Genomic DNA, 21,164 nt, shown 5'->3' with positions numbered 1-21,164 from the left:
CATAGAATATATCAGTGATTTGTGAAGAAGAAATTATTTGGAGGTTAAGAAGCGTTTTAAGATTCTCTTCAGAACGAGATATACTGCATAACCAATGACAATCCCAAGAGCACTTCTATACAGGGAAACTACCACAGGTGTTTTTATGTGACAGAAAGTATTGAACAAAGAAACAAGGGCTATGCTTCCAAAACTTTCTCTGAGAAAATCGTATTCTTTAAACCCTTCTAACCAAAAGAAAGGATAACAAATAATTTCTTTGAACCTCGGACGAACTATGAAAACCGCTTCAAGCCAATCTCTGAATTTCCTTTCCAAGTTCAAAATCCAACCGCTGTTTCCAGATCGTACAACGTAATAAAAACCAACGGGTACAAAAAGAAGGAGAACAGGGAGAAACTTTTTCCAGTTTTTTCTGTTTTCCCAAAGTCCTTTCAAAAGGATGAAACCAGGCAGAAGAACAAGTGAGAGTTTTACACCACGAAAATCCATGATTTGATTTATGTGATAAACATCACTGAGACTCAAGGAAAGAGAAACGGAAAGAAGCAAGAAGCTGAACAACTTCAACCATTTTTCCTTAGGAATTATATAAGCTCCCAAAGTGCTGATGGAAAAGAGTAAAGAAACGAACCATTCCTTAGAAAAGATGGAAACGATCGCAACAAGAATCAACAAAGGATTCAACGACGCCAGAAGAAAAAGAGGAGGAATGAGGAGCGTCCATCTAGGAAATTTGGGGGCTCGCGCTGGAGGGGCAGGGAAAGAAGTGATTTTTCCTTCAAAATATTTGGTCAATCTTTCGACTAAAATATCCTTTGATTCTATATTCCTTATCCACAACACCTCAACACTCCTTTCGATCACCGCCCTTTTATATCTATGAAACAAGCTTTCTTCGTCGAGTTGGAGCTTTTTGATTTCCTCTTGCTTCACAGTGTGTACACGAAAGAACTTGTTGTCTCCTTTCAAGAGAACAACTTTTCTCGCGAAGTCAAGAGACGGGTCGAATTCCAGAATCCCTACCCATTTTCCTTTGAGATCTTTTGCGAGATCCTTTGGATTCCAGGAGTTAGGTTCTCCTTTCAAAATTACAACATCAGCGTCATGAGGGATACTTTCGTCATCTGCAAGATCAAAAAGGACGATTTTTTTTCCATCTATCATGTCGTCGAACAGAAAGGAAAACATCATTCCTTCTCGATCCACAATGATTCTTGCCGGAAGAAAGCAAACAACGAGGATGATGGAACTTACAAAAAACATCAGATAAAGATTATCTCTCAAGCTCAAAAATTTCTCCATTTACCTTCACCTCGTTTTTTTCTCGTGTCCATCCAAAAACTATGTTTCCTTTTGTTGAAAATTCTCCAACGCTTATCCGTTTTTTCGAGCCAAAGTAGATCAAAACGGGATTTTCGCGGATTTTTATCGAATGTGGTTTGTTCGTTACAAAGAAAGCACTGCTTGCGTTTCCAAAATTGTCTTCAGCTTTCACAAAAACAACGTGGCGACCTTCGGGTATTCTCTCGCTTTCTTGCCCATCACAAAATATTTTCACATGGAACGATGAAAAATCTGTTATTTCCTCAGGAGAGAGAATAGCAGGAGGAGTTGTATCTTGCACCAATACTCTCAACACCAGAAAGTTTCCGCTTTCGTCGTAGCCTATGAGGTGATAAACGCCAGGAAACCCCGGGGAGAAAACCTCAAGCTTTTCTCCAGTTGCGGGATTGTACCACACAACGTAGGAAGGAAGGATAAGGGAATGTCCAAACTCCAGGAAAGATTGGAATGTTTTCATCGTGTAGGATCTGGATAATGTATTCAGTGATACATCGGTATCAAGTCCCAAAGAATCCACCACTTTTATATGTAAACTTGTTGCCTCAATGGTTTGATACCACAGCTTGCCCGTTCTTTCATTCCAAAGAACGGTAAAAGTAGATTCGTCTGTTACTCTCAAAAGCACAACCGTTCCAACGAGGGGGTGATACGCTTTATAAACGTCCACTGTCGGAGGAGTAGGTGTGACGTTGATGGTTTCTTCGATTCTTCCCGGGAGTTCGAAAGATTCGAAAAAGAGTGATAAGTATTCCCTCAACTTTTTTCTGTCGATATCCCCTTTTATAACAACCCTATCGATTGAAAACACTTCAACAGGAAAGTTATCGTAGGTGAAAGTGCAATCGGTACAGCTCAAAAGTTCATTCAGAATATCATTAGGAACACGAATATCACCGACATCCACTCCAATCGTCACACCGTTTTCCAAGACTATAGCTGTACTTTCAGGAAGATCTAAGGAGAGACCTCTCACCTTCGGAGGGATGTAAACAGTTTCGAACCTCGACACAAATGGCTCAACAGTACCAATCACGTCAAAAGAGAAAATCTCTCTTGATGGGGAAAGAATACCCGTATGATTGTACTCGTTGAATACCACTTTTGATGAAAAAAGAGAGATGGGAACAACTAAAAGTGAAAAGAAAAGGATCATGAAAGAAATTTTTCTAACCATTCATCACTCCTCTCTTTCAAAAATTCCAAAACATCTCGAAGATCCGATGTGAGCGGAGCTTTTATTTCTCTCTCTTCCTCGAACCAGGGATCGATGAAATTCATTCGATAACTGTGAAGAAAGATCCTTTTCAAACCATATTTTTTCCTAATCTCTCTGTTGAGCTGTCTGTCCCCATAGGTATTATCTCCGATGACAGGAAAGCCAATTTGGGCCAGGTGTCTTCTTATCTGGTGTTTCCTCCCAGTGTATATTCTCACTCTCAACAAAGAGAGATTTTTCAAGGGTTTCACAGCAACAATCTCTGAGATCGCTTCTTGACCGTCCAAAGGAACGATAATTTTCAGGTTGTTCTCCGGATGTCCCTTCACGAGAGTGATGTACTCCTTTTCCACCCTTCTTTCCCTGAACATGTTAGAAAGAATCCTAGCAGCTTCTCTATTTTTCGCTACAATCAAAAGGCCAGAAGTGTCTTTGTCGAGTCTGTGGACCAAGAAGGGTTCGAAATCTTTTTCCCGACCGTAATAGAGAAGTCCCTCTATTAATGTAGCGACATGTACACCTTTTCCAGGATGTATGGCAACACCTGGGGGCTTGTTCAAGGCGAGATAATGTTCATTCTCATAGAGAATATTAAGCTTCATGGGAATTGGTGTGAGCCCTTTCTTTTCAGCCCTTCTAGGAAGATTATCAAGGTTGACGTATTTGATCTCGACAACGTCTCCTTCCTCCAAATCGAATCCTGGGTCTCTCACACGCCGACCGTTGACGTATACCTTTCCCTTCCGTATGAGTTTATAGACAACAGAAAGTGGGATTTCTTTCAACCTGTTTCTCAGAAACTTATCTAATCTTCTGTAATGGTTTTCCTTTGTAACTTCTATCCTCATGTCTTTTTTCACTTCTCTTGCACAATTTCGTTTTGTTCATTCAAAATAATCGTTTTGGCTTTCACAGGTGTTTCATTTATCGTGAAGGCCATGATGATCACCCTGTCACCCTCTTCAGCGAGTCTAGCCGCTGCTCCGTTCAGGTTGATCTCTCTACTTCCTCTCTTCCCTTTTATAACGTATGTTATGAATCTTTCCGCATTGTTGAGATTGACCACCAGAACCATCTCCCCTTCTGAAATACCTACCTTCTCCATCAGTTCTTCATCTATTTCTATACTCCCATCGTAGAAGAGCTTCTTTTTTGTTACCGTTCCCATGTGTATTTTCGACTTCAAATATATGTTCAACATTATCTCACCCTCCCGAAAGATTTTACCACGTAAGGCTGTGATATGATTTTGCATAGGGACTCATCCTAGGGAGGGGAGAAAATCTACGAGCGATTCGCTCGTGTGTTTCACGAAGGACCTTACACTGCCTTTTCCAGAAGAATAGCGCAGAATTTCATTAAAATCCTCAAGAATTTTTACATCCGCGGAAACAAAGTACTCGATGTAGCTTGTGGTGAAGGCACGTTTGCTGTCGCGATTGCAAAACAGGGGTTCGAAGTGGTGGGAGTAGATATTTCTGAAGAGATGCTCAAATTTGCTAAAAAAAGAGCAAAAAAAGAGAAAGTGTCAGTTGTTTTCCTGAGAAAGGACATGAGAAATCTAGATTTTCAAGAAGAATTTGATATTGCCACGTGTTGGTTTGATAGTTTGAACTATCTTCTCGATTATAATGAACTAAAAGCTACATTTGAAGGTGTTTGGAATGCGTTAAAACCTGGTGGGGTGTTCTTATTCGATATGAACACAGTGTACGGTTTGTTTATGGCAAGTCAGGAGGGGCCCATATACATCCAGCAGAGCGGAGAGAATATTTTCGAGGTTCAAGATATAGAGTTCGATCTAGAAAGCTCTGTGGCAACTTTTTATGTAACTGTTTTCGAAAGAAGAAAAGAGAATCTTTGGGAGAGATTCGATGAAATACACAGAGAAAAGGGATACAAGATAAAGGAGATCGCTTCTGCTTTGAGCACGGTAGGATTTACGTTTTCCTTTTACGAAGATCTTTTGAAAAAAACACTGTTGTCCCGATTTACACGAAGACTCTGGTGTGTTGCTAGAAAGGAGACAAAAGAATGAGGTTTCGCGGGGGTAGAGGATTCGGAGGATGGTGGATAGCCAGTGCCCTTCTTCTCCTCATAGCAGAAAAACCTTCACATGGGTACGAACTGGCAGAAAGACTTTCTGAGTTTGGAATAGAGATACCCGGAATAGGTCATATGGGGAATATTTACCGCGTTCTCTCAGATTTAGAAGAAAACGGATTGGTTCGTACTGAGTGGGACACTTCGGTAAGTCCCCCGAGAAAAGTTTACAGAATCACACCGAGAGGGAAACTCTACTTGAAGGAGACTCTGAAGTTCATAGAAAGTATGAAAAGAAGAATGGAGAACTTCGCGGAGAGAGTAAAAAAAGTAGTTCAAGAGTAAAGTTCTTTTTCTATCCTCCTCAGTTCTTTCACTACTTCGTGTTCGTCTATAGTGGGATACGAACCATCATAGTAGATCCACTTCCCTGAAACCATAGTGGCAAAGACTTCCCCCGAAAAAGCATGAACAATGTGATTTTTGAGATGTTTTTCCGGAAAAAAGCTGGGTGATTTTAAATCTATCACCACCAAATCTGCGTTCCAGCCCTCTTCCAATCTTCCACTCTTGATTCCCATGGCTTCTGCTCCTTCTGTTGTTACCATTCTCAAACATGTTTCCACGCTCATAGCACGAGGGTCACTCACTTTCTGAAGAAGACTTGCAAGCCTCATTTCAAAAAACAAATTCAAGGAATTGTTACTCGCTGCCCCGTCGGTTCCAACGGTAACCTTTATGCCACTTTCCAGCATTTTCTTAATAGGAGCTATTCCATTTCCGAGCTTTAAATTACTCGTGGGATTATGGGAAACGAAGAAAGCAAGATCTTTCAACTCGTTGAAATACTGTTCAGGAAGATGAACACAATGGGCAGCTATAGTTCTCACATCTTTCATGCCAAGATTTAAGAGTTCTTTTAAATCATAACTTTCTTTGGGATTCTCGTAGAGGTGGATAGTTACAGGTACATTCAGAGATTTCGCTGTATCGAAAACTCTTTTCAAGTAAGATTTCGAGCACAAATAGGGAGAATGTGGACCAAATCCCACGAATATTCTGTTTTCAAATCCGTTCCATTTATGATAGAGCTTCAGATTTTCATCTAACCTTCCACCATCGTCTCCTTGATTATCAACGAGCCCACGTGTGAGTAACACTCTCATTCCAAAATCCCTGACAGCTTTTGCTACCCATTCTTCATAAAAGTACATATCAACAAAGCCGCCTGTTCCATGTCTCGCCATTTCCATCTGTGCGAGTATCGTTCCGTAGTAGATCATCTTTTCGGTCAATCTTTCTTCAACAGGAAGTATTTTAGAGAACAGCCAGTCTTCAAAAGTAAGGTCTTCTGCTATTCCTCTGAGAAGCGCCATGGGAGCATGAGTGTGCGTGTTGAAAAGAGCAGGCATGATCATTTTACCAGAAAGATCCAGATCTATGTTGCTTTCCCTTCCATGTGATACTCTCTTTATGATTCCGTTCTCTACCTCAAGAACCCCGAAGAACGGCTCGGAAGAGAAATCTTTCAGTATCAAACAATTTCCCAAAATCATCTTCTTTTTGCCCTCCAAAGCGAAGAGAGAATTTCGAGGGAATTGAGATCTCCTATTATCTCCCCTTTCTCGTTTAAAACAGGAATCTCCTGTACGTTGTTGTCGATCATCTTTTTCAAAGCCGTTTCGACCGGCGTGTCTAGATAGACGTAGACAGGCTCTACCATGATCTCCGAAGCACATCTGGCGATCAGTCTCTTCATAGAGGAACTCACAAGCTCTTCTTTCGGAATGAATCCAAAAAAGTGAAACCCCGTGACTTTCAGAAGATGGAGAACGGGGATCATACCAACCAATTTACCGTCTCTTACAACGTAAACCGTTCTTGTAACAGGATCTTCCAGCAACTTCTCTACAATCTCTTCTATGGGAGTACTTTCTTCCACGACAGTTGGTCTTAAAGATATCAATTTGTATACATCCGCCACTTTCACGACTTTTCACCACCCTAATACCTAACGATGAGGTAAATCCCTGATACAAGCAAGCTTATCAAAAGAACGGGAAATCCCACTTTGAAATATTCCCAGAAAGTTACATGTTTCCTGTCCGATAGTAAAGACACTCCAACAATGTTTGCAGAAGCCCCTACCAAGGTCCCGTTTCCTCCCAGACAAGCACCCAATGAAAGAGCCCACCACAGAGGTCTTAGATCTGAAAAGATTTCAGGTTCTAAAATGGTCAGTTTCTTGATGACTGGTATCATTGTAGCGGTGAATGGAATATTGTCAACGAAGGCTGAACTGAGTCCAGATACACCGAGAATTGAAATCAAAGCTCGCTCGGTGTTTCCACCTGACATTCTTGAAACAAACTGTGAAATCTTTTCCAAGACCCCAGTTTCTTCCAAACCACCAACAACAAGAAAGAGCCCTATGAAGAAAAAGATCACGCCCCATTCTATCTCTTTCAACACGCTTTCTATCTCTTTTTTTTCTAAGAAAGCCAATGAAAAGAAACCGGCGAACAAAGCTACCTCGAAGCTTTCAAGTCCCAGGATCTTCTGTAAGGAGAAGAGGACAAGGACTACAAACACCAAGGTTATAGACAAATAGAACAATTTTTTGTTGACAATGGCCCTTCTCGGATCAAAACCTTTGACTATCTCTATGGGTACCCTCTTGAAGACCTCTTTTTTGTACACCAAAGACAAAAAGAACAGTGTCACAATCAATGTTAGGAAAGCAGCAGGTGCTACATTCACAACGAAATCTGAAAAGTGAAGTTTAGCAGCAGAAGCGATCATGATGTTTGGAGGATCCCCTATCATCGTGGCGGTACCACCTATGTTGGATGAGATGATCTCGGATATCACGAAAGGAACAGGATTTAAATCAACTGTATCGCATACAACGAGGGTCACAGGGACGAATACAAGAATCGTTGTTACATTGTCCAAGAAAGAAGAAAGAAGAGCTACAAACAAGTTCACAGAGAGGAAGAAAGAGGAAACGTTACCCTTTGAGAGTCGTATAGAGTAGAGTCCAAGAAAATGAAACAAACCACTTCTTTTCGTAACAGAGACGAACAACATCATGCCGATCAAAAGAAAAACTGTGTTAAAATCCACGTACTTGACCAAAGCTTCAAGAGGATCTCTAAACACGAGAAAAAGAGTGGCACTCCCACCTAACATGGTGATGACAGCTCTATGGTGTTTCTCTAGGATGATAAAGAGGTATACTATTATAAAGATCAGAAGAGAGACAGTAGCATTTTCGAACAAGCTATCTCCCCCGGAGGTATCGATTTGATGAAAAGGGTGCTTTTCGCAATCTTCGTTATTATACCTCTATTCTCTTTCACTATTGTAACTTTGAATTTAAGTATGAGCAGCACGATAGGGGCATCACCTGTGTTAAACGACATCGAAATGAAGATCTTCGAACTACTTCCAAAAGAAGCAACGATCACAGAATTTGCAACGGCAACTTTTTCGATGAATTTCTTCCTTTCTTACAACTCGACAGAGAATACATATGTTGGAGAATGGAAATACAAAAATGAAACCGTACGGTACGAATACAGCCCCAAAGGATACAAGTATTACAGGGACTTTGTAATGGAGTGTGCGTCCTTTCCTTTGGAGAAAGCATCTTTTTATCTTTTTTCGTTGAACGAATTTCCCGATCTCTTCCAACTCACATTTCATCCTGCATTGGACGAGTACTGTGATTTTTCCGATGAATACTTAGTTTTCTCCTCCGAGAGATTTTCTGGCAATAGAAATCTATTCCTGATAGACAGAAAGAGTGGGAAACTGTTCTATATGCCTATATACGGAAGTAGTGAGTATTTCCCCAGAATATCGCCGGATCGGAAAAATTTGTTGTTTCAAGGATCACTCCATGGAAATTGGAACATATACTACATGCCAATATCGGATGATTATTCTTCAAAAATAAAGCTCATATCGCGTGGAAAATACGCCGCTTACAATCCAAACTGGCTGGATGAAAATACCGTAGTTTATGTTCAAGAAGATGCTACATCGAATCATCTCGTGGTAAAGAATCTAAAGACCATGAAAGAGGAGAGCTATTATCTACCTTTTGATTGGGTTTTCACTCCCGTGAAGGGAAGAAAAGGAATCATCTTCGTTGGACTCAAAGAATCCAATTTTGGAATATACGAACTTCTCCCCGATGGAACTGTGACGACAGTGGAAGACAGTCCTTACAACGAATTCGATCCAGACGTTTTCGACAACTACCTAATTTTTTCCTCGAACAGAGACGGTGTGTTCAGAATATACGCTAAGAATCTAAAAACAGGTAGAGTGTGGTGCCTTACGGAGACTCTCCCATACGACGCCTTTTACCCAGCTTTTTCTGAGGATGGAAAACTCGTTGCCTTCTCCGTTTACAGAAAGGATATGGAACCCGACATATGGATTGTGAGATTTAAACCTCCTCCAGAGTAACATTCTTCACAATGTGTACCCTTTTTATGAACCCTTTCAACACTTCAAGATTTTTCAATTCTCTCTCAAGCCCTTTTGAAATTTCGGTATTGGTAAAGATTCCCACTTCGGTGGCACCGTAGATGTAAGCTGCCGCGATTAGTTCTTTCACGACACTTTTTTCCACCACGGAACTTCTCATTTTAACCTGAAAAACAACCGTCCTACCATGCCTTTTTGCAACTATGTCGGCTCCAAAATCTTTACTTTTTCTTGTTGTCTTAACAGATTTGAAACCATTCTCCCTCAAATACTCTCTCGCAAACATCTCAAACTGGTAAGGGTTTTTCAACCCCTTTCTCAAGAGATCTTTTAATCGCTCTTTCTTTTTTTTGCTCTTCGACAACCATATCCACAGAATAAAACTAAAAAGCAACAGACTCAAAATGAGATATTTCATCTTTCTTCACCTTCGTCCTGTGAACCTTGTACCTTCTTTGCATCTTGTCGAAGGCTTCCTGAGCTTCTTTTGTTATGAAAGTGTGTATCACTCTAACATCTCTGATCCTATTCATATAGGCCGTATAAAGAACTTCTTTCACCACTTCGAAATTTACAGTTCCAACGACCAAAAGGATTTTACGAGCTCCTTTCTTTACCAAAAGCAACACACAGTCGTTGACCATCTGATGGGAAACTTGATATCCCTTCCTTTCATAGTATCTTTTTACCTTCTGAACCACGGATTCCGGTGTGAACTCCTTCTTTTTCTCCTGGGAAGACAAAAAGATGATATAAAAAATCACAAAGGCGGTAAGAGCGATACCGACGATGGTAGTCACATCGAATCACCCTTTCCAATGATAACAGACGTGATATTATTTTTTGAGGAAAGGAAGGTGAAAAAGTGAGGGTAGAAGAGGCGAAGTATCTGGCCAAGAAAATTATGATGGCAGGAGAAATTCCCCTTCTGGTTGGGCATTTCGGGGTTGGTAAAACCGACATTGCCAAAGATATAGCCAAGGAGACAGGTAGAGATCTGATTATTTTGGTTCTTTCCCAAATGGAACCAGGTGATTTGATAGGTCTCCCTGCGAGATCGGAAGAGAAAACAACCTTTTTGAAGCCCGACTGGTGGCCAGAGAATGGAAACACCATCGTCTTCTTGGACGAAATAAACAGAGCGCATCGATCTGTTCGAAACGCCATTATGCAACTCCTTGTGGACAAAAGAATTCACAATCATGTTCTTCCAAATGAAACGTGGATCATGGCCGCCATGAATCCACCAGAAGAGGAGTACGATCAAGCAGATTTGATCACAGATCCTGCTTTCATATCCAGATTTTTTATCCTAGAAGTCAATCCAAACGCGTCCGAATGGTTGGAGTGGGCGAGCCGAAACGGTGTGTCAGAAGAAGTGAGGAACTTCATAAAGAATTATCCAGAGTTTCTTTTTAGCGAGCGGAATCTTTCCTTGAAGATTTCTTTGAAACCATCTCCGCGAAGCTGGTACAAACTGTCGAACGTTCTAAAAACTCTCACGGACGAGGAGAAAGAAAAGTACGGTTACATTCTAGCTGCGGGGATAGTTGGTCCAGAAGCTGCAAAAGCTTTCTACGATTCTTTTTTCCAAAAAACACGAATTCCCTCTGTGGAAAGCGTTCTTCTTGAGGGTAAAGTTGAAAGATTGAAAGACATGCACGCAGCGAATACCCTTGTTCTGAGAATCGTAGACTTTCTTTCCAAAATCGATAGAGAAACTCTCGAAAAAAACTTGGCAACTTTCTCTCATAATTTGATAGAACTGTCGGAAAAAATCCCCAAAGAATCTTTCTACGGAATTCTGAGATTCATAGTGGATGAATCACAAAAAGCCGGAGAGAAATCAGATCTTTTCGACAAAATTCTCGAACGGATAGTGGAAAAAGAGAGTGTTAGAAGAATGGTGAGTGAACTATGAACACCGAGGAAATCATCAGAAGAGCTCTTTTAAACATAGGAAAGAAATCTCCTTTTTATTACTACGTACTCCTCGGAATGAAAATCATTCCTTCTGATTCCATCAAGAACTTGAAAATTTCGTTCTCGTCAACTGGAGACGTGATGCTTCTCTTCAACCCCAAATCTTTTGAAGAAAAACCTTTGAGGATGGTAGAAGCCCTTCTGCTACACGAGGTTATGCATATCGTTCTTCAGCATTTCAGAATCAAACCGAAGAACGAAAGAGACAGAAAGATCTGGGATCTTGCCATGGATGCTGCTATAAATCAATATATTCCAGAACTTGCAGCTTTTGGTGTTCCCCTTGATGTCTTAGTCAAAGAAAACCATGCTGTAGACAACGACAAACTGTTTGTTTTACCACCCGAATGGATGATGTTTGAGAACGCAGAAGCATACCACAAGTGGATTTTGGAAGAAATGGAAAGACTTGGGAGATACGATGTAGAGGCAGTGGCAGAGTTTCGAGAGAACGTAGACGATCACTCGGGTTTAATGGAAGAAGACGTTCCAATCGAAATGATATTGGAACTCACAAAAGATAGAACAAAAAAAGCTTTCAATTTGTTCGGAGATACGCTTCCTTCTGGTATCAAACGAGAAGTCCATCTTCTTTTGGAAAATCCTGAACTCGATTGGAAAACTCTTCTCAGACGGTTCTTCGGAGTTTCCATCAAAGCCGATCGGTATTCGACACCTTTGAAGCCGAATAGAAGATACGATTACTTGCCAGGCTGGAGGAACGAGTATCTACCCAAAGTGGCTGTCGTAATCGACACTAGCGGTAGCATTGTGGAAAAGGAATTAAACAAGTTCATCACAGAGCTGGAAAGAATAGTCGATATCTTGGGAGAAGAAATTTGGCTCATCCAAGTTGACAAAAGTATCACATCCGTTGTCAAGTACAGAGCAGGAAACTGGAAAGATTTGAATATCGTGGGCGGTGGAAGCACCGATCTTCAGCCGGCCGTTGATTATTCGGAGCGGATACTTAGGGTAGAAGGAACAGTAGTGTTCACCGATGGACACGTTGACGTGCCCGTTGCAAGGCGAAGAATTCTTTTCGTCCTTTCAAAATTTCATAACGAGGACTTTCAAGAAGAAGCGAGAAAAATGTATGGGAAAGAGTCGGTGGTGGTACTTTCATGAAAAAAGAGATGGAACAAGTTTTGAAAGAAATCTCTCTTCCAAGCCCATTGAAAAATTATGAGAACAAGCTGGATAACATTCACTTACATGTGTTCGTAGTCACAGTAAAAAGGCATCGATTTCCTTCTCTTTTTATTATGGAGGATGTTTCTGGAAAAAAGTTGTTGAATCTTTCTGTTGAAAATCCGTTCGACAGAGAACCGTGTATATATAAGCTCTCCTCGAACGTTCCCGAACCTTTGCTGGAATTTTACACCGAGTTCTTCGGGGGAGTAGACGTGATATCCTCTGGAATTTTTCGTACACCTTTGAGAGTAAAGGTCCTGCGTTCTGTAGGGGATGAAACTTGGCTACAGAAAATATTCTTACGAGAAAGAGTGAAAGGTGAGGAGTTCTTTACATTTCAACAGAGAGTGTCCGATGAGAACTTGGAGAAACTTTTAAGAGTAGTACGTTCGAATTTGAGGCTAATTTTGAAAAACGAAGGGATAGACGTGTTTTTAGATGTTCCTCCGTGGGTTAAGGAGGATCATATCACTTTGATCCACGAAATAGGTGTTCTCCTCAGAAAAAAAGAAGGCATACAACCTGCACAAAATCCAATGGGTCAGGCGTTTCTCAGTCTAAGGATTCCATATGATCGATTTTTCGAAAGAAATTTCAATTTAGAATCGTTTGTGAAAAATTTCTTAGAGAATGTGAGAAAAATTTATGAGATACTAGTTTCAATGTTATAATAGTCAATGTACAAAACCTTTCCAAGGAGGGGCGAAGCATGAAAGTAAAGGTCGACGCAGATGCTTGCATTGGTTGTGGAGTCTGTGAAAATCTCTGTCCTGACGTATTCCAGCTTGGTGACGATGGGAAAGCGAAAGTTCTCCAGCCCGAAACTGATCTTCCTTGTGCGAAAGATGCCGCCGATAGCTGTCCCACTGGGGCTATAAGTGTGGAAGAATGAGAAAGGGGTGGTTTTCCACCCCTTTAGAATTTTTTCATATCTGTTTCTTTTTCTCTGTTGACTCGAAAAGGAGATTCATTAGATAATTATCCCTGACATCCTTCTAGTGGGGGTTCTCCAAAGTGAAAGATCGAATACTTCAAGAAATAAAGGCCAGAGTGAACAGAAAAAGTTGGGAACTCTGGTTTAGTTCTTTCGATGTAAAGTCGATAGAAAACAACAAAGTGATCTTTTCGGTAGGTAATCTCTTTATAAAAGAGTGGTTAGAGAAAAAATACCACTCTGTCCTTATCAAAGCTGTAAAAAGTATCCTTGGCAACGATGCCTCTTACGAGTTGACTTTTGAATCTTTTGAACCACACGTTTCCTACAGCGAACCTCTCGTTAAGAGAAAAGCAGTGCTCCTCACACCGTTGAATCCCGATTACACTTTCGAAAATTTTGTCGTTGGACCGGGAAATTCTTTCGCCTATCATGCCGCACTAGAGGTAGCGAAACAACCGGGAAGGTACAACCCACTCTTCATATATGGAGGAGTGGGATTAGGTAAGACCCATCTTCTTCAATCTATTGGAAATTACGTAGTTCAAAACGAACCGAATCTCCGAGTCATGTACATCACGAGTGAAAAATTCCTAAACGATCTGGTTGACAGCATGAAAGAAGGAAAACTTACTGAGTTCAGAGAAAAGTACAGAAGAAAAGTTGACATTCTTCTTATAGACGACATCCAGTTTTTGGTGGGAAAGACGGGTGTTCAAACTGAGCTTTTTCACACTTTCAACGAATTGTACGACTCCGGAAAGCAGATCGTCATTTGTTCAGACAGGGAACCACATATGCTGAAAGAGTTTCAAGACAGGTTGATTTCAAGATTCCAAATGGGACTTGTCGCAAAGTTAGAGCCCCCTGATGAAGAAACACGAAAAAACATTGCAAAAAAGATGCTCGAGATAGAAAACGGTGAACTTCCTGAAGAAGTTTTGAATTTCGTAGCTGAAAATGTAGATGACAATTTGAGAAGGTTGAAAGGAGCAATTATAAAGCTACTTGTTTACAAAGAAACCACCGGAAAGGAAATAAATTTAAGAGAAGCAGTTTCCCTTTTGAGAGACTTCATAAAGCCTCGTGAAATGAAGATTTTAGATCCCATGGATGAATTGCTGGACATCTTGTCGAGAATAATGGGGATTCCAAAAGAAGAAATCTTGTCGAGCAGTCGGAACGTAAAAGCAATCACGGCCAGAAGAGTGGGAATGTACGTGGCAAAAACATATTTAAAAAACTCTCTAAGATCTATAGCAGAGAAATTCAACAGATCACATCCTGTGGTTGCTGACAGTGTAAAAAGGGTCAAAAATTCCCTCCTCAAGGGGAACAGACAATTGAAATCGATCATCGATGAAGTGGTTGGAGAACTTTCGCGAAGGGCTCTAAATGGATAATTCCTCTGCAATCTTCCTGAGAGACCATTTCAGAGCGGGCGTTCTGTAGGGGTCAGAACCATCGTCTAGCTTCAAAATCCATTTCCCATTTCTTTCAGAGAGATTCAGATAGTACACCTGCTGGAAATCGCCTTCATCAGTTGAGATTATTTTCAACAAAAAGTCGTCATCCCTGTATACTTTTTTCACAACAAACACTTTGCTTTTTTCTTTGTAGACCTTCCCTTCCAAGTTTTTCAATCTTTCCCATGTAACAGTACCAACGAATGTCGTATGAGCCATGGCACTTTTTCCCTCCAGCAATCTTCTTACCGTTCCATGTTTGACCTTCCGAACGATTATCAAGAAGTTTTTTTTACCTTGAGCTTTCCATTTTCTCTCGTAACGTGTTTCCACTTCTCTTCGAAAATTCTTCAGAAACGAATCTACCACGAAATATTCAGTTTCTTTGAATTTATCAAAAACTTCTCTCGCATACCATTCCTCGTCTGTTGCAAGTTCGAGAGTGCCATTCATTTCTAAAACCGCGGAAAGTGTTTGAATGAAATCGTGACTGGTAATTCTTCTGTTTTCATGCTTTTTCTTTGGCCACGGACAAGGGAAATTGACATAAACCTTTTCTACACTGTTGTTCGGAAAGAGTTCTCTCAATCCGAATCTGCCATCGACTTTTACGAGTTTCACGTTTCTTAAACCGTACCTCTTGAATTTCTTTTGTGCCTTAACGAAAGACGTTATGGAAACTTCAAAACCGACGAAATTTTTTTCAGGATATTTTCGAGCCATTTCTGCCAAGAATTCTCCATTTCCGAAACCTATTTCGACGATCAACTTCGAGGTTCTTCCGAAAATTTTCGACCAATCCAGTGGAAAGAAATCGAAATTTTGAGGTCTTAATTCGTAGTCTGTTACAACCATCTGAGCCACCTCTCAATTTCTATCAATCTCAATTTTTTCTTTCGTGCATAGTTCCAAACCTTTAGAAATTCATCTTTGGTGATCACTCGATTTAATCCGTATTCCCATGCTCTGTACTCAGGTCTAAACTGTGCCATGATGTTCACCAAAGGTTTTGGATCGATTCGAGCAAGAAAATCTATTACACGATAACTGTTTTCAAGAAAATTTGGTAGTACAAGATGCCTGACCAAAACACCCTTCTTCATCAATCCGTCTTCTAGAACAGGTTCCCCCACCTGCTTTGCCATCGCTTTCAGTGCTTCGAAGGCAATTTGAGGATAATTTTTCACACCCGATAACCTTTCCCCAAGCTCTGGATCTCCGTACTTGAAATCTGGCATATAGATATCAACAAATCCTTCAAGGAGTTCGATTGTCTCAACGGATTCGTACCCTCCACAATTGTAAACAACGGGAATGGTCTTTTCGAGTTTTTCCAAAGCTCTAACAATGAATGGAACCTGATGGGTGGGAGTTACCAGATTCAAATTCTCTACTCCCATTTCTTGAAGCGAGAAGAATATCTTTCCAAGTCTTTCAACGGTAATCACTTTGCCGAGACCCAACTGGCTTATTTCGTAGTTTTGACAGTAAACACACTTTAAATTGCAGGAAGTGAAAAAAACCGTTCCACTTCCGTGTCTGCCAACAAGAATCGCCTCTTCACCGAAATGCGGCCCCCACGAAGAAACAACGGGCCTGTCGAGCACACCACAGGCCCCCATTTCACCTTTCAATCGATTCACTCCACACGATCTTGGACAAAGATCACACTTTTCCAATCTTTGGTAAAGCAAATCACTCTTTCTCATTTTATCTTTCTTAGGAAGTATTCGGCATCATCAGTGTATTCACTGTTCGGGAATTCTTCTACAAACCTTTCGAACAAAGAACGAGCTTTTGATAAGTCCCCTTTGAAATAGTAACATAACGCTCGATAATAATAAACGTCGTCTTTGAAATAAACATCCTCTTCTCCTATTTCTTCTATAGCGATATCAAACCTTTTTATAGCTTCATCGTACTCTCTCCTCAAGTAGAACATGTACCCGAGAAACCATAAACTTTTTGCTCTCTCTATTCGATTTTTTTGGAGTGGAACGTAAACTACGGAAGTAGTTTTCCCTTTCATCAAAGAAACAATAGTGGATTCGATTCCAGAAAGTCTGAGATTCAAATCGTTCAGCGCCTCTTTGATCGCTTCAAGTTCGTTCGAGAAAGAATCCGCATTCTTTTTCAAACTGCTGATCTGATCCTGAAGAACATCGTTCAACTTTCCAACGTTCTCAGTGAGAATTGCTATATTCGCTAATACATCTTCAACACGTTGCTCTACGGGTCTTATGTCAACTTTCTGATTGGAAACCGGCAATTCTATGTTACTTGCAACACGAGGGGGTATCGCGAAGATAGCGAAAATCGAAACGAAAAGAACCGTTACCAAGAGAAATACTATCAAGATCTCAAAAATCCCGATTTTCCGTGTTGACAGATCTTTCTCCATCAGAACGGGATGTGTTCTATCGAGGTTCATGAGAATTTTCCTGTACCTTTCCGCTGCTTTTTTGTCGTTTCTCTGCTTAGCAAGCTTGTATCTTAAGGCTATTACCTCAACTAACTCTGGATAGTCCTTAACAATGGATTCGATGATAGAAATTGCCCCCTGGAGGTTCCTTCTTTCAATCTCTTTCAAAGCCTCTTCCGCTTCTCTGGAATAGTCTATGTTATATTGCTCGCTTGCATGCTTGTAGTACTCAGAATATCGTTCTTTGAGCTCATCAGGTAAAGATTCGTATAACTTCTTCACCGCCTTCCAATTCCTGGCCGCGTACTCCACTTCCAATTCAAGATGAGGATATTCTCCTGGGAAAATCGAAAGAAGATTTCTGGCTTCAGATATTCTCTTCTCACTCAAAAGATCCCTCACCACTTTCTCTAAGATGTTCATTTTTCCAGCCCCCTTATGGCTTTGGGTATCAGCTCCAAAAGATCCGAAGCTGTGAGACCTCTTTCGCTGTGTTCGTAGAATTCCGCAGAAAAACCATGTAGAAAGACAGAACTAACACTGGCCTCAAGAGGTTTCAACCCTTGTGCCATGAAAGCTGCAATCATTCCTGTTAGAATGTCACCGCTTCCTCCCTTTGAAAGACCTGTGTTACCAGTTATGTTAAAGTAAGTACTTTCACCATCCGTCACTATGGTGGTAGCCGATTTCAGAACAACAACACAATGATGATCTCTAGCAAATTCTTCTGCAAAAGCATAATTGTACTTGATGTTTTCAACTGATCTTTTTGAAAGTCTTGCCATCTCACCGGGGTGAGGAGTGATCACCGTCGGATGGGTTCTTTCCACGAGAATAGACGGGTCGAGAACGTTTATTCCATCCGCATCCACAACAGCTGGCTTCTCGAGTCTTTTCAGAAAATCGTTTACGAACTCTTTTGTTTGCTCGTTATTGCCAAGACCGGGACCTATAGCTACCACATCTACTTTTTCTGAAAGTTTCAAGCATTCTTCTACGTTCCTTTTTCCAAAAAAACCTTCATCCGTTTCTATGGGAACGGAGATGAGTTCAGGGAAGTTGGAAGTAGCGACAAGATTCTGCGGAAAAGGTGTCAAAAGCGTAACCAAACCAGCTCCTACTTTGAGTGCTCCCATCCCAGAGAGAACAGGAGCCCCTGAATAAAATTTTGAACCAGCTATTATTAGCACTTTACCGTAAGTCCCTTTGTGTGAATCTTTAGGCCTATTTGGCAACAAAGAACTCACATATTCTTTGGTTATAACACGTCTCTTGATCGAGTCAAAAAGCGAAGATGGATGCCCTATGTTTGCGACTTTCAATTTCCCGGTATGTTCTCTTCCAGGAAAAAGAAGATGCCCTATTTTCGGTGCACCAAAGGTAACTGTGAGATCCGCTCTAACAGCGACTCCCATTACTTTTCCAGAGTCTGCACTTACACCAGAGGGTATATCGATAGAAACAACATATGCATTCGAACGATTTATCGATTCTATCACCTTCACGTATTCCCCTGTGATCTCTCCTTTTAAACCTGTCCCAAAGATAGCATCAACGATCACATCGTACTCTCCCAAAATCGATTCATCAAATTGCTCAAGAAGCTTCCCTCCAAATTTTACATAAAGATTGTAGTTGTACTCACAATCGGGTGTTTTTCTCCTTCCAAGAAAAACAGCAGAAACTTCCTTGGCTATTCCAAGAAGATTTCTTGCCACAACGAAACCATCTCCACCGTTGTTTCCTCCACCACAAAAAACAAGAAATTTATGCTCTGAAAGATTCCCCAACTCTTCTTCCATAGCAAGAACAGCAGAGAGGCCCGCCCTTTCCATCAGAATTCTCGAATCTACACCGAAATCTTTTATTGTAATTTCATCTATTTTCTTCATTTCTTGAGACGTTGTCACTTTCACGCTTATCACCTCTCATGATAGAGAAACCGATAGATGAGGTACGTTCTTTTCACCTTTTTCAGATATCTCCTTGCACTTTCAAGATTTTTCCCTTTCCTCAAAGCCGTAGGACCAACGTTATACGCCATGATAGCTTTATCCATATCACCACCGTACAAATCTCTCAAAAATCTAAGATAAAAGATCCCGTACAATATGTTGCATTCAGGATCTTGAAAATTTCCATCCAAAGAAAACCTCTCCTGCAACCATTCGGCAGTTGAAGGCATTAATTGCATCAATCCAAAAGCACCAGCAGGAGAAACTGCTTTCTCATTGAAATTGCTTTCCACCCAAATTATACTCTGAACGAGTCTAGGATCTATGTCGTAAGAATAATTCGATATAAACTCGTAGTAATTGTCTGGAAATGTTCTATAGAGATTCACAAGAAACATTAGAACCAAAAGAAAGCAAAGGAAGAGAGACCTCACACTTCCAAGGCCTCCCCGTAAATCCTCTTGATCTTTTCCGGAGTGAAAATCCCAGGAGTATTCAAAATGTGCTTTGCTTTTAAAACGGTATTTACCCATCTTTCTATTTCATCTGAGGTGACAATCACTTTCTCCTCATAGAGCCCCACTTCTCTGAGAAATTTCAAAAGGCTTCCTCCAAATATCTTGTTAACAGTATCAACCCGATCGGGTATTTCTCCCTTCATGGTTTCCATCACGAAAGGAAGGATTATACCGGTTGCTCTGCCGTGTTTTATTCCTTTCTCTATGGTGAGATGGTATCCCATGGCGTGTGCTAGTGTTGTTCCGGTTTGAGCAATCACCATCCCCGCAAGGCAAGACGCAATAAGCATCTTCTCCCTAGCATTTCTGTCTCCTTCAATTGCTTTTTTGAGATTCCTATAAATGATTTTCATGGCCTCGATGGAAAGGGCATCCGATGGTGGTGTGGCTCTTTTGGATAGAAAACCTTCCACAGCATGCGAAAGGGCATCCACTCCTGTGGAAAGAGTCAGAGGTCCGGGCATGGAGTAAACGTACCTTGGATCTAGGAAAGCGTAAACGGGAAACATCAATCTGCATCCTCGCTTGTTTCCTGATGGATCCGTGAGAATTGAATAAGGAGTCACTTCGCTACCGGTTCCGGCAGTGGTGGGAATCGCCACAACTGGGAGCCAATAGTTTATTTTCTCCTTATTGTAGAGATCTTCGACTGTGAGATGCTTATCCTTCAAAAGAACGGCAATTGCTTTGGCAAAATCCATGGGGCTCCCACCGCCGAGACCGATTACGAAATCGAAAGTTTCACTTTCGAGAAATTCAACGGCTTTCGTTACATTATCAAAAGAAGGATTCTCTTCCACATTGTCGAAAATGGTGTATTGGACACCAATTCTGTTCAAGAGATCTGTCAAATCATCGAGTGAACCGTTCATTTTGGAAGAACGCCGTCCTGTTACGATTAGTGCCCTTTTCCCGAGAGCATCCAGAATAGCCCCTTTCTCAGATAGAACGCCCTCTCCAAAAAAAACGTCTGTAGGCATGTAAAATTCCCACATGATCGCCACCTCAATTTTCGTAAACAATTTCGTAGGTTACCTTTGAAGAACACCTCAATATAGCGGACACACTGCAGTATTTTTCTTGAGACAATTGAACAGCCTTCTCTACCTTGTCTTTTGGTGCCTCACCTTCGAATTTGAAAATGTACCTCAAATGCACTTTTGTGAAAATTTTTGGATGTTCTTTGGCACGCTCGTATTCTATTTCTATTCTGAAATCCCTCAAATCATCGATCACTTTCATCTTTCTTAGAATGGAAACTACATCCATTCCCGTACAACCCATTAAACCTGTGAGGACAAGTTCAAGAGGTCGGGGGGCAGCATCTTTGCCCCCAACCTCTTCTCTTGTGTCCATGAGGACTTCATGATTTGAATCCGTTTTCACATGAAACATCATGTTTCCTATCCAACGGGCTTGCATTTTCTCCACCTCACACTTTGAATCTTTGGACCAAAGAAGAGAGTTTTTCAGAGACGCTGGCGAGTTTATCGGCAGCATCTTTCACTTTGGCAGAAGAAGAAGCTTGATTTTCGATGAGTTCTTCCATCCTACCAAGACTCTCAACCACTCCCTCTACTACCTTC

At 41.0% G+C, this 21,164-nt stretch carries 24 protein-coding genes; 8 read left to right on the top strand and 16 right to left on the bottom strand.

The annotated features are described in order from the left end of the window. Positions 1–33: 33 nt before the first annotated feature. Genes AS005_RS00120 through panD form a run of 4 tightly spaced genes read right to left on the bottom strand, consistent with a single transcriptional unit; the run spans position 34 to position 3,764 of the window. Positions 34–1,305, bottom strand: a complete 1,272-nt coding sequence (locus AS005_RS00120; RefSeq protein ID WP_199203774.1) for a DUF5693 family protein — start codon at positions 1,303–1,305, stop codon at positions 34–36. Further along, on the bottom strand, positions 1,277–2,521 hold the full coding sequence (locus tag AS005_RS00115; protein WP_101509682.1) for a hypothetical protein: 1,245 nt from the start codon (positions 2,519–2,521) through the stop codon (positions 1,277–1,279). The genes AS005_RS00120 and AS005_RS00115 overlap by 29 nt, the downstream gene beginning before the upstream one ends. After that, positions 2,497–3,411 (bottom strand): RluA family pseudouridine synthase, encoded by a 915-nt coding sequence (locus AS005_RS00110; RefSeq protein WP_101510391.1) that lies wholly within the window; start codon positions 3,409–3,411, stop codon positions 2,497–2,499. Before AS005_RS00110 ends, AS005_RS00115 begins: the two co-directional genes overlap by 25 nt. Before the next feature lie 8 nt (positions 3,412–3,419). Next, positions 3,420–3,764, bottom strand: a complete 345-nt coding sequence (gene panD / locus AS005_RS00105) for an aspartate 1-decarboxylase (RefSeq protein ID WP_101509681.1) — start codon at positions 3,762–3,764, stop codon at positions 3,420–3,422. Between the two features lie 102 nt (positions 3,765–3,866). Here panD and AS005_RS00100 point away from each other — a divergent pair, with 102 nt between their 5' ends. Next, positions 3,867–4,601 carry a class I SAM-dependent methyltransferase gene (locus AS005_RS00100; protein ID WP_101509680.1) on the top strand — a complete coding sequence of 245 codons (735 nt, stop codon included), beginning with the start codon at positions 3,867–3,869 and terminating at the stop codon, positions 4,599–4,601. Further along, a complete protein-coding gene (locus AS005_RS00095) occupies positions 4,598–4,951 on the top strand; it encodes a PadR family transcriptional regulator (RefSeq protein WP_101509679.1) in 354 nt (117 codons plus the stop codon). The genes AS005_RS00100 and AS005_RS00095 overlap by 4 nt, the downstream gene beginning before the upstream one ends. On the opposite strand, the gene AS005_RS00090 is transcribed toward AS005_RS00095, so the two are convergent. From AS005_RS00090 to AS005_RS00080, 3 genes are read right to left on the bottom strand one after another with little or no spacing between them, the layout of a single operon-like run. Then, a complete protein-coding gene (locus tag AS005_RS00090; RefSeq protein WP_101509678.1) occupies positions 4,942–6,162 on the bottom strand; it encodes an amidohydrolase in 1,221 nt (406 codons plus the stop codon). The two genes, AS005_RS00095 and AS005_RS00090, sit on opposite strands and share 10 nt — an antisense overlap. Then, positions 6,159–6,596: a CBS domain-containing protein gene (locus AS005_RS00085; RefSeq protein WP_101509677.1), complete on the bottom strand. Its 438-nt coding sequence runs from the start codon at positions 6,594–6,596 to the stop codon at positions 6,159–6,161. Before AS005_RS00085 ends, AS005_RS00090 begins: the two co-directional genes overlap by 4 nt. A gap of 14 nt (positions 6,597–6,610) precedes the next feature. Continuing rightward, complete coding sequence (locus AS005_RS00080) at positions 6,611–7,888, bottom strand: ArsB/NhaD family transporter (protein ID WP_101509676.1); 1,278 nt, start codon at positions 7,886–7,888, stop codon at positions 6,611–6,613. Between the two features lie 27 nt (positions 7,889–7,915). Between AS005_RS00080 and AS005_RS00075 the strand changes: the two genes are divergently transcribed. After that, positions 7,916–9,085, top strand: coding sequence for a PD40 domain-containing protein (locus tag AS005_RS00075; protein WP_101510389.1), 1,170 nt, complete (start codon positions 7,916–7,918; stop codon positions 9,083–9,085). On the opposite strand, the gene AS005_RS00070 is transcribed toward AS005_RS00075, so the two are convergent. Continuing rightward, positions 9,066–9,524 carry a restriction endonuclease gene (locus tag AS005_RS00070; protein WP_101509675.1) on the bottom strand — a complete coding sequence of 153 codons (459 nt, stop codon included), beginning with the start codon at positions 9,522–9,524 and terminating at the stop codon, positions 9,066–9,068. The genes AS005_RS00075 and AS005_RS00070 overlap by 20 nt on opposite strands. After that, a complete protein-coding gene (locus AS005_RS00065) occupies positions 9,490–9,906 on the bottom strand; it encodes a hypothetical protein (RefSeq protein ID WP_233186175.1) in 417 nt (138 codons plus the stop codon). The genes AS005_RS00070 and AS005_RS00065 overlap by 35 nt, the downstream gene beginning before the upstream one ends. 65 nt (positions 9,907–9,971) lie before the next feature. On the opposite strand from AS005_RS00065, the gene AS005_RS00060 reads away from it, so the two are divergent. The 5 genes from AS005_RS00060 to dnaA all read left to right on the top strand — a co-directional run bounded on the left by AS005_RS00060 (position 9,972) and on the right by dnaA (position 14,620). Beyond that, complete coding sequence (locus tag AS005_RS00060; protein ID WP_101509674.1) at positions 9,972–11,027, top strand: AAA family ATPase; 1,056 nt, start codon at positions 9,972–9,974, stop codon at positions 11,025–11,027. Continuing rightward, positions 11,024–12,217, top strand: coding sequence for a VWA-like domain-containing protein (locus AS005_RS00055; RefSeq protein WP_101509673.1), 1,194 nt, complete (start codon positions 11,024–11,026; stop codon positions 12,215–12,217). The genes AS005_RS00060 and AS005_RS00055 overlap by 4 nt, the downstream gene beginning before the upstream one ends. After that, positions 12,214–12,954 (top strand): DUF4895 domain-containing protein, encoded by a 741-nt coding sequence (locus AS005_RS00050; RefSeq protein ID WP_101509672.1) that lies wholly within the window; start codon positions 12,214–12,216, stop codon positions 12,952–12,954. The genes AS005_RS00055 and AS005_RS00050 overlap by 4 nt, the downstream gene beginning before the upstream one ends. Before the next feature lie 38 nt (positions 12,955–12,992). Continuing rightward, positions 12,993–13,175 (top strand): ferredoxin, encoded by a 183-nt coding sequence (locus AS005_RS00045; RefSeq protein ID WP_038067923.1) that lies wholly within the window; start codon positions 12,993–12,995, stop codon positions 13,173–13,175. Between the two features lie 122 nt (positions 13,176–13,297). Beyond that, positions 13,298–14,620 (top strand): chromosomal replication initiator protein DnaA, encoded by a 1,323-nt coding sequence (gene dnaA / locus AS005_RS00040; RefSeq protein ID WP_101509671.1) that lies wholly within the window; start codon positions 13,298–13,300, stop codon positions 14,618–14,620. Here the strand turns inward: dnaA and trmB are convergent. Genes trmB through AS005_RS00005 form a run of 7 tightly spaced genes read right to left on the bottom strand, consistent with a single transcriptional unit; the run spans position 14,609 to position 21,000 of the window. Continuing rightward, positions 14,609–15,538, bottom strand: coding sequence for a tRNA (guanosine(46)-N7)-methyltransferase TrmB (gene trmB, locus AS005_RS00035; protein ID WP_101509670.1), 930 nt, complete (start codon positions 15,536–15,538; stop codon positions 14,609–14,611). The two genes, dnaA and trmB, sit on opposite strands and share 12 nt — an antisense overlap. After that, positions 15,529–16,392 (bottom strand): radical SAM protein, encoded by an 864-nt coding sequence (locus AS005_RS00030; RefSeq protein ID WP_101509669.1) that lies wholly within the window; start codon positions 16,390–16,392, stop codon positions 15,529–15,531. The genes trmB and AS005_RS00030 overlap by 10 nt, the downstream gene beginning before the upstream one ends. Next, positions 16,389–17,528 (bottom strand): tol-pal system YbgF family protein, encoded by a 1,140-nt coding sequence (locus AS005_RS00025; RefSeq protein WP_101509668.1) that lies wholly within the window; start codon positions 17,526–17,528, stop codon positions 16,389–16,391. The genes AS005_RS00030 and AS005_RS00025 overlap by 4 nt, the downstream gene beginning before the upstream one ends. Next, positions 17,525–19,021 carry an NAD(P)H-hydrate dehydratase gene (locus AS005_RS00020; protein ID WP_101509667.1) on the bottom strand — a complete coding sequence of 499 codons (1,497 nt, stop codon included), beginning with the start codon at positions 19,019–19,021 and terminating at the stop codon, positions 17,525–17,527. The genes AS005_RS00025 and AS005_RS00020 overlap by 4 nt, the downstream gene beginning before the upstream one ends. Positions 19,022–19,026: 5 nt before the next feature. Continuing rightward, a complete protein-coding gene (locus AS005_RS00015) occupies positions 19,027–19,494 on the bottom strand; it encodes a lytic transglycosylase domain-containing protein (protein WP_101509666.1) in 468 nt (155 codons plus the stop codon). Continuing rightward, entirely contained in the window at positions 19,491–20,573 is a 1,083-nt protein-coding gene (locus tag AS005_RS00010) for an iron-containing alcohol dehydrogenase family protein (RefSeq protein WP_101509665.1), read from the bottom strand. Before AS005_RS00010 ends, AS005_RS00015 begins: the two co-directional genes overlap by 4 nt. A 10-nt stretch (positions 20,574–20,583) precedes the next feature. Beyond that, on the bottom strand, positions 20,584–21,000 hold the full coding sequence (locus AS005_RS00005) for an OsmC family protein (RefSeq protein ID WP_101509664.1): 417 nt from the start codon (positions 20,998–21,000) through the stop codon (positions 20,584–20,586). Positions 21,001–21,164: the final 164 nt, after the last annotated feature.

The organism is Thermotoga sp. KOL6 (assembly GCF_002866025.1).
Taxonomy (GTDB): domain Bacteria; phylum Thermotogota; class Thermotogae; order Thermotogales; family Thermotogaceae; genus Thermotoga.
Note: the sequence above shows the minus strand (reverse complement) of the source record. Positions and strands in the feature narration are given on the sequence as shown.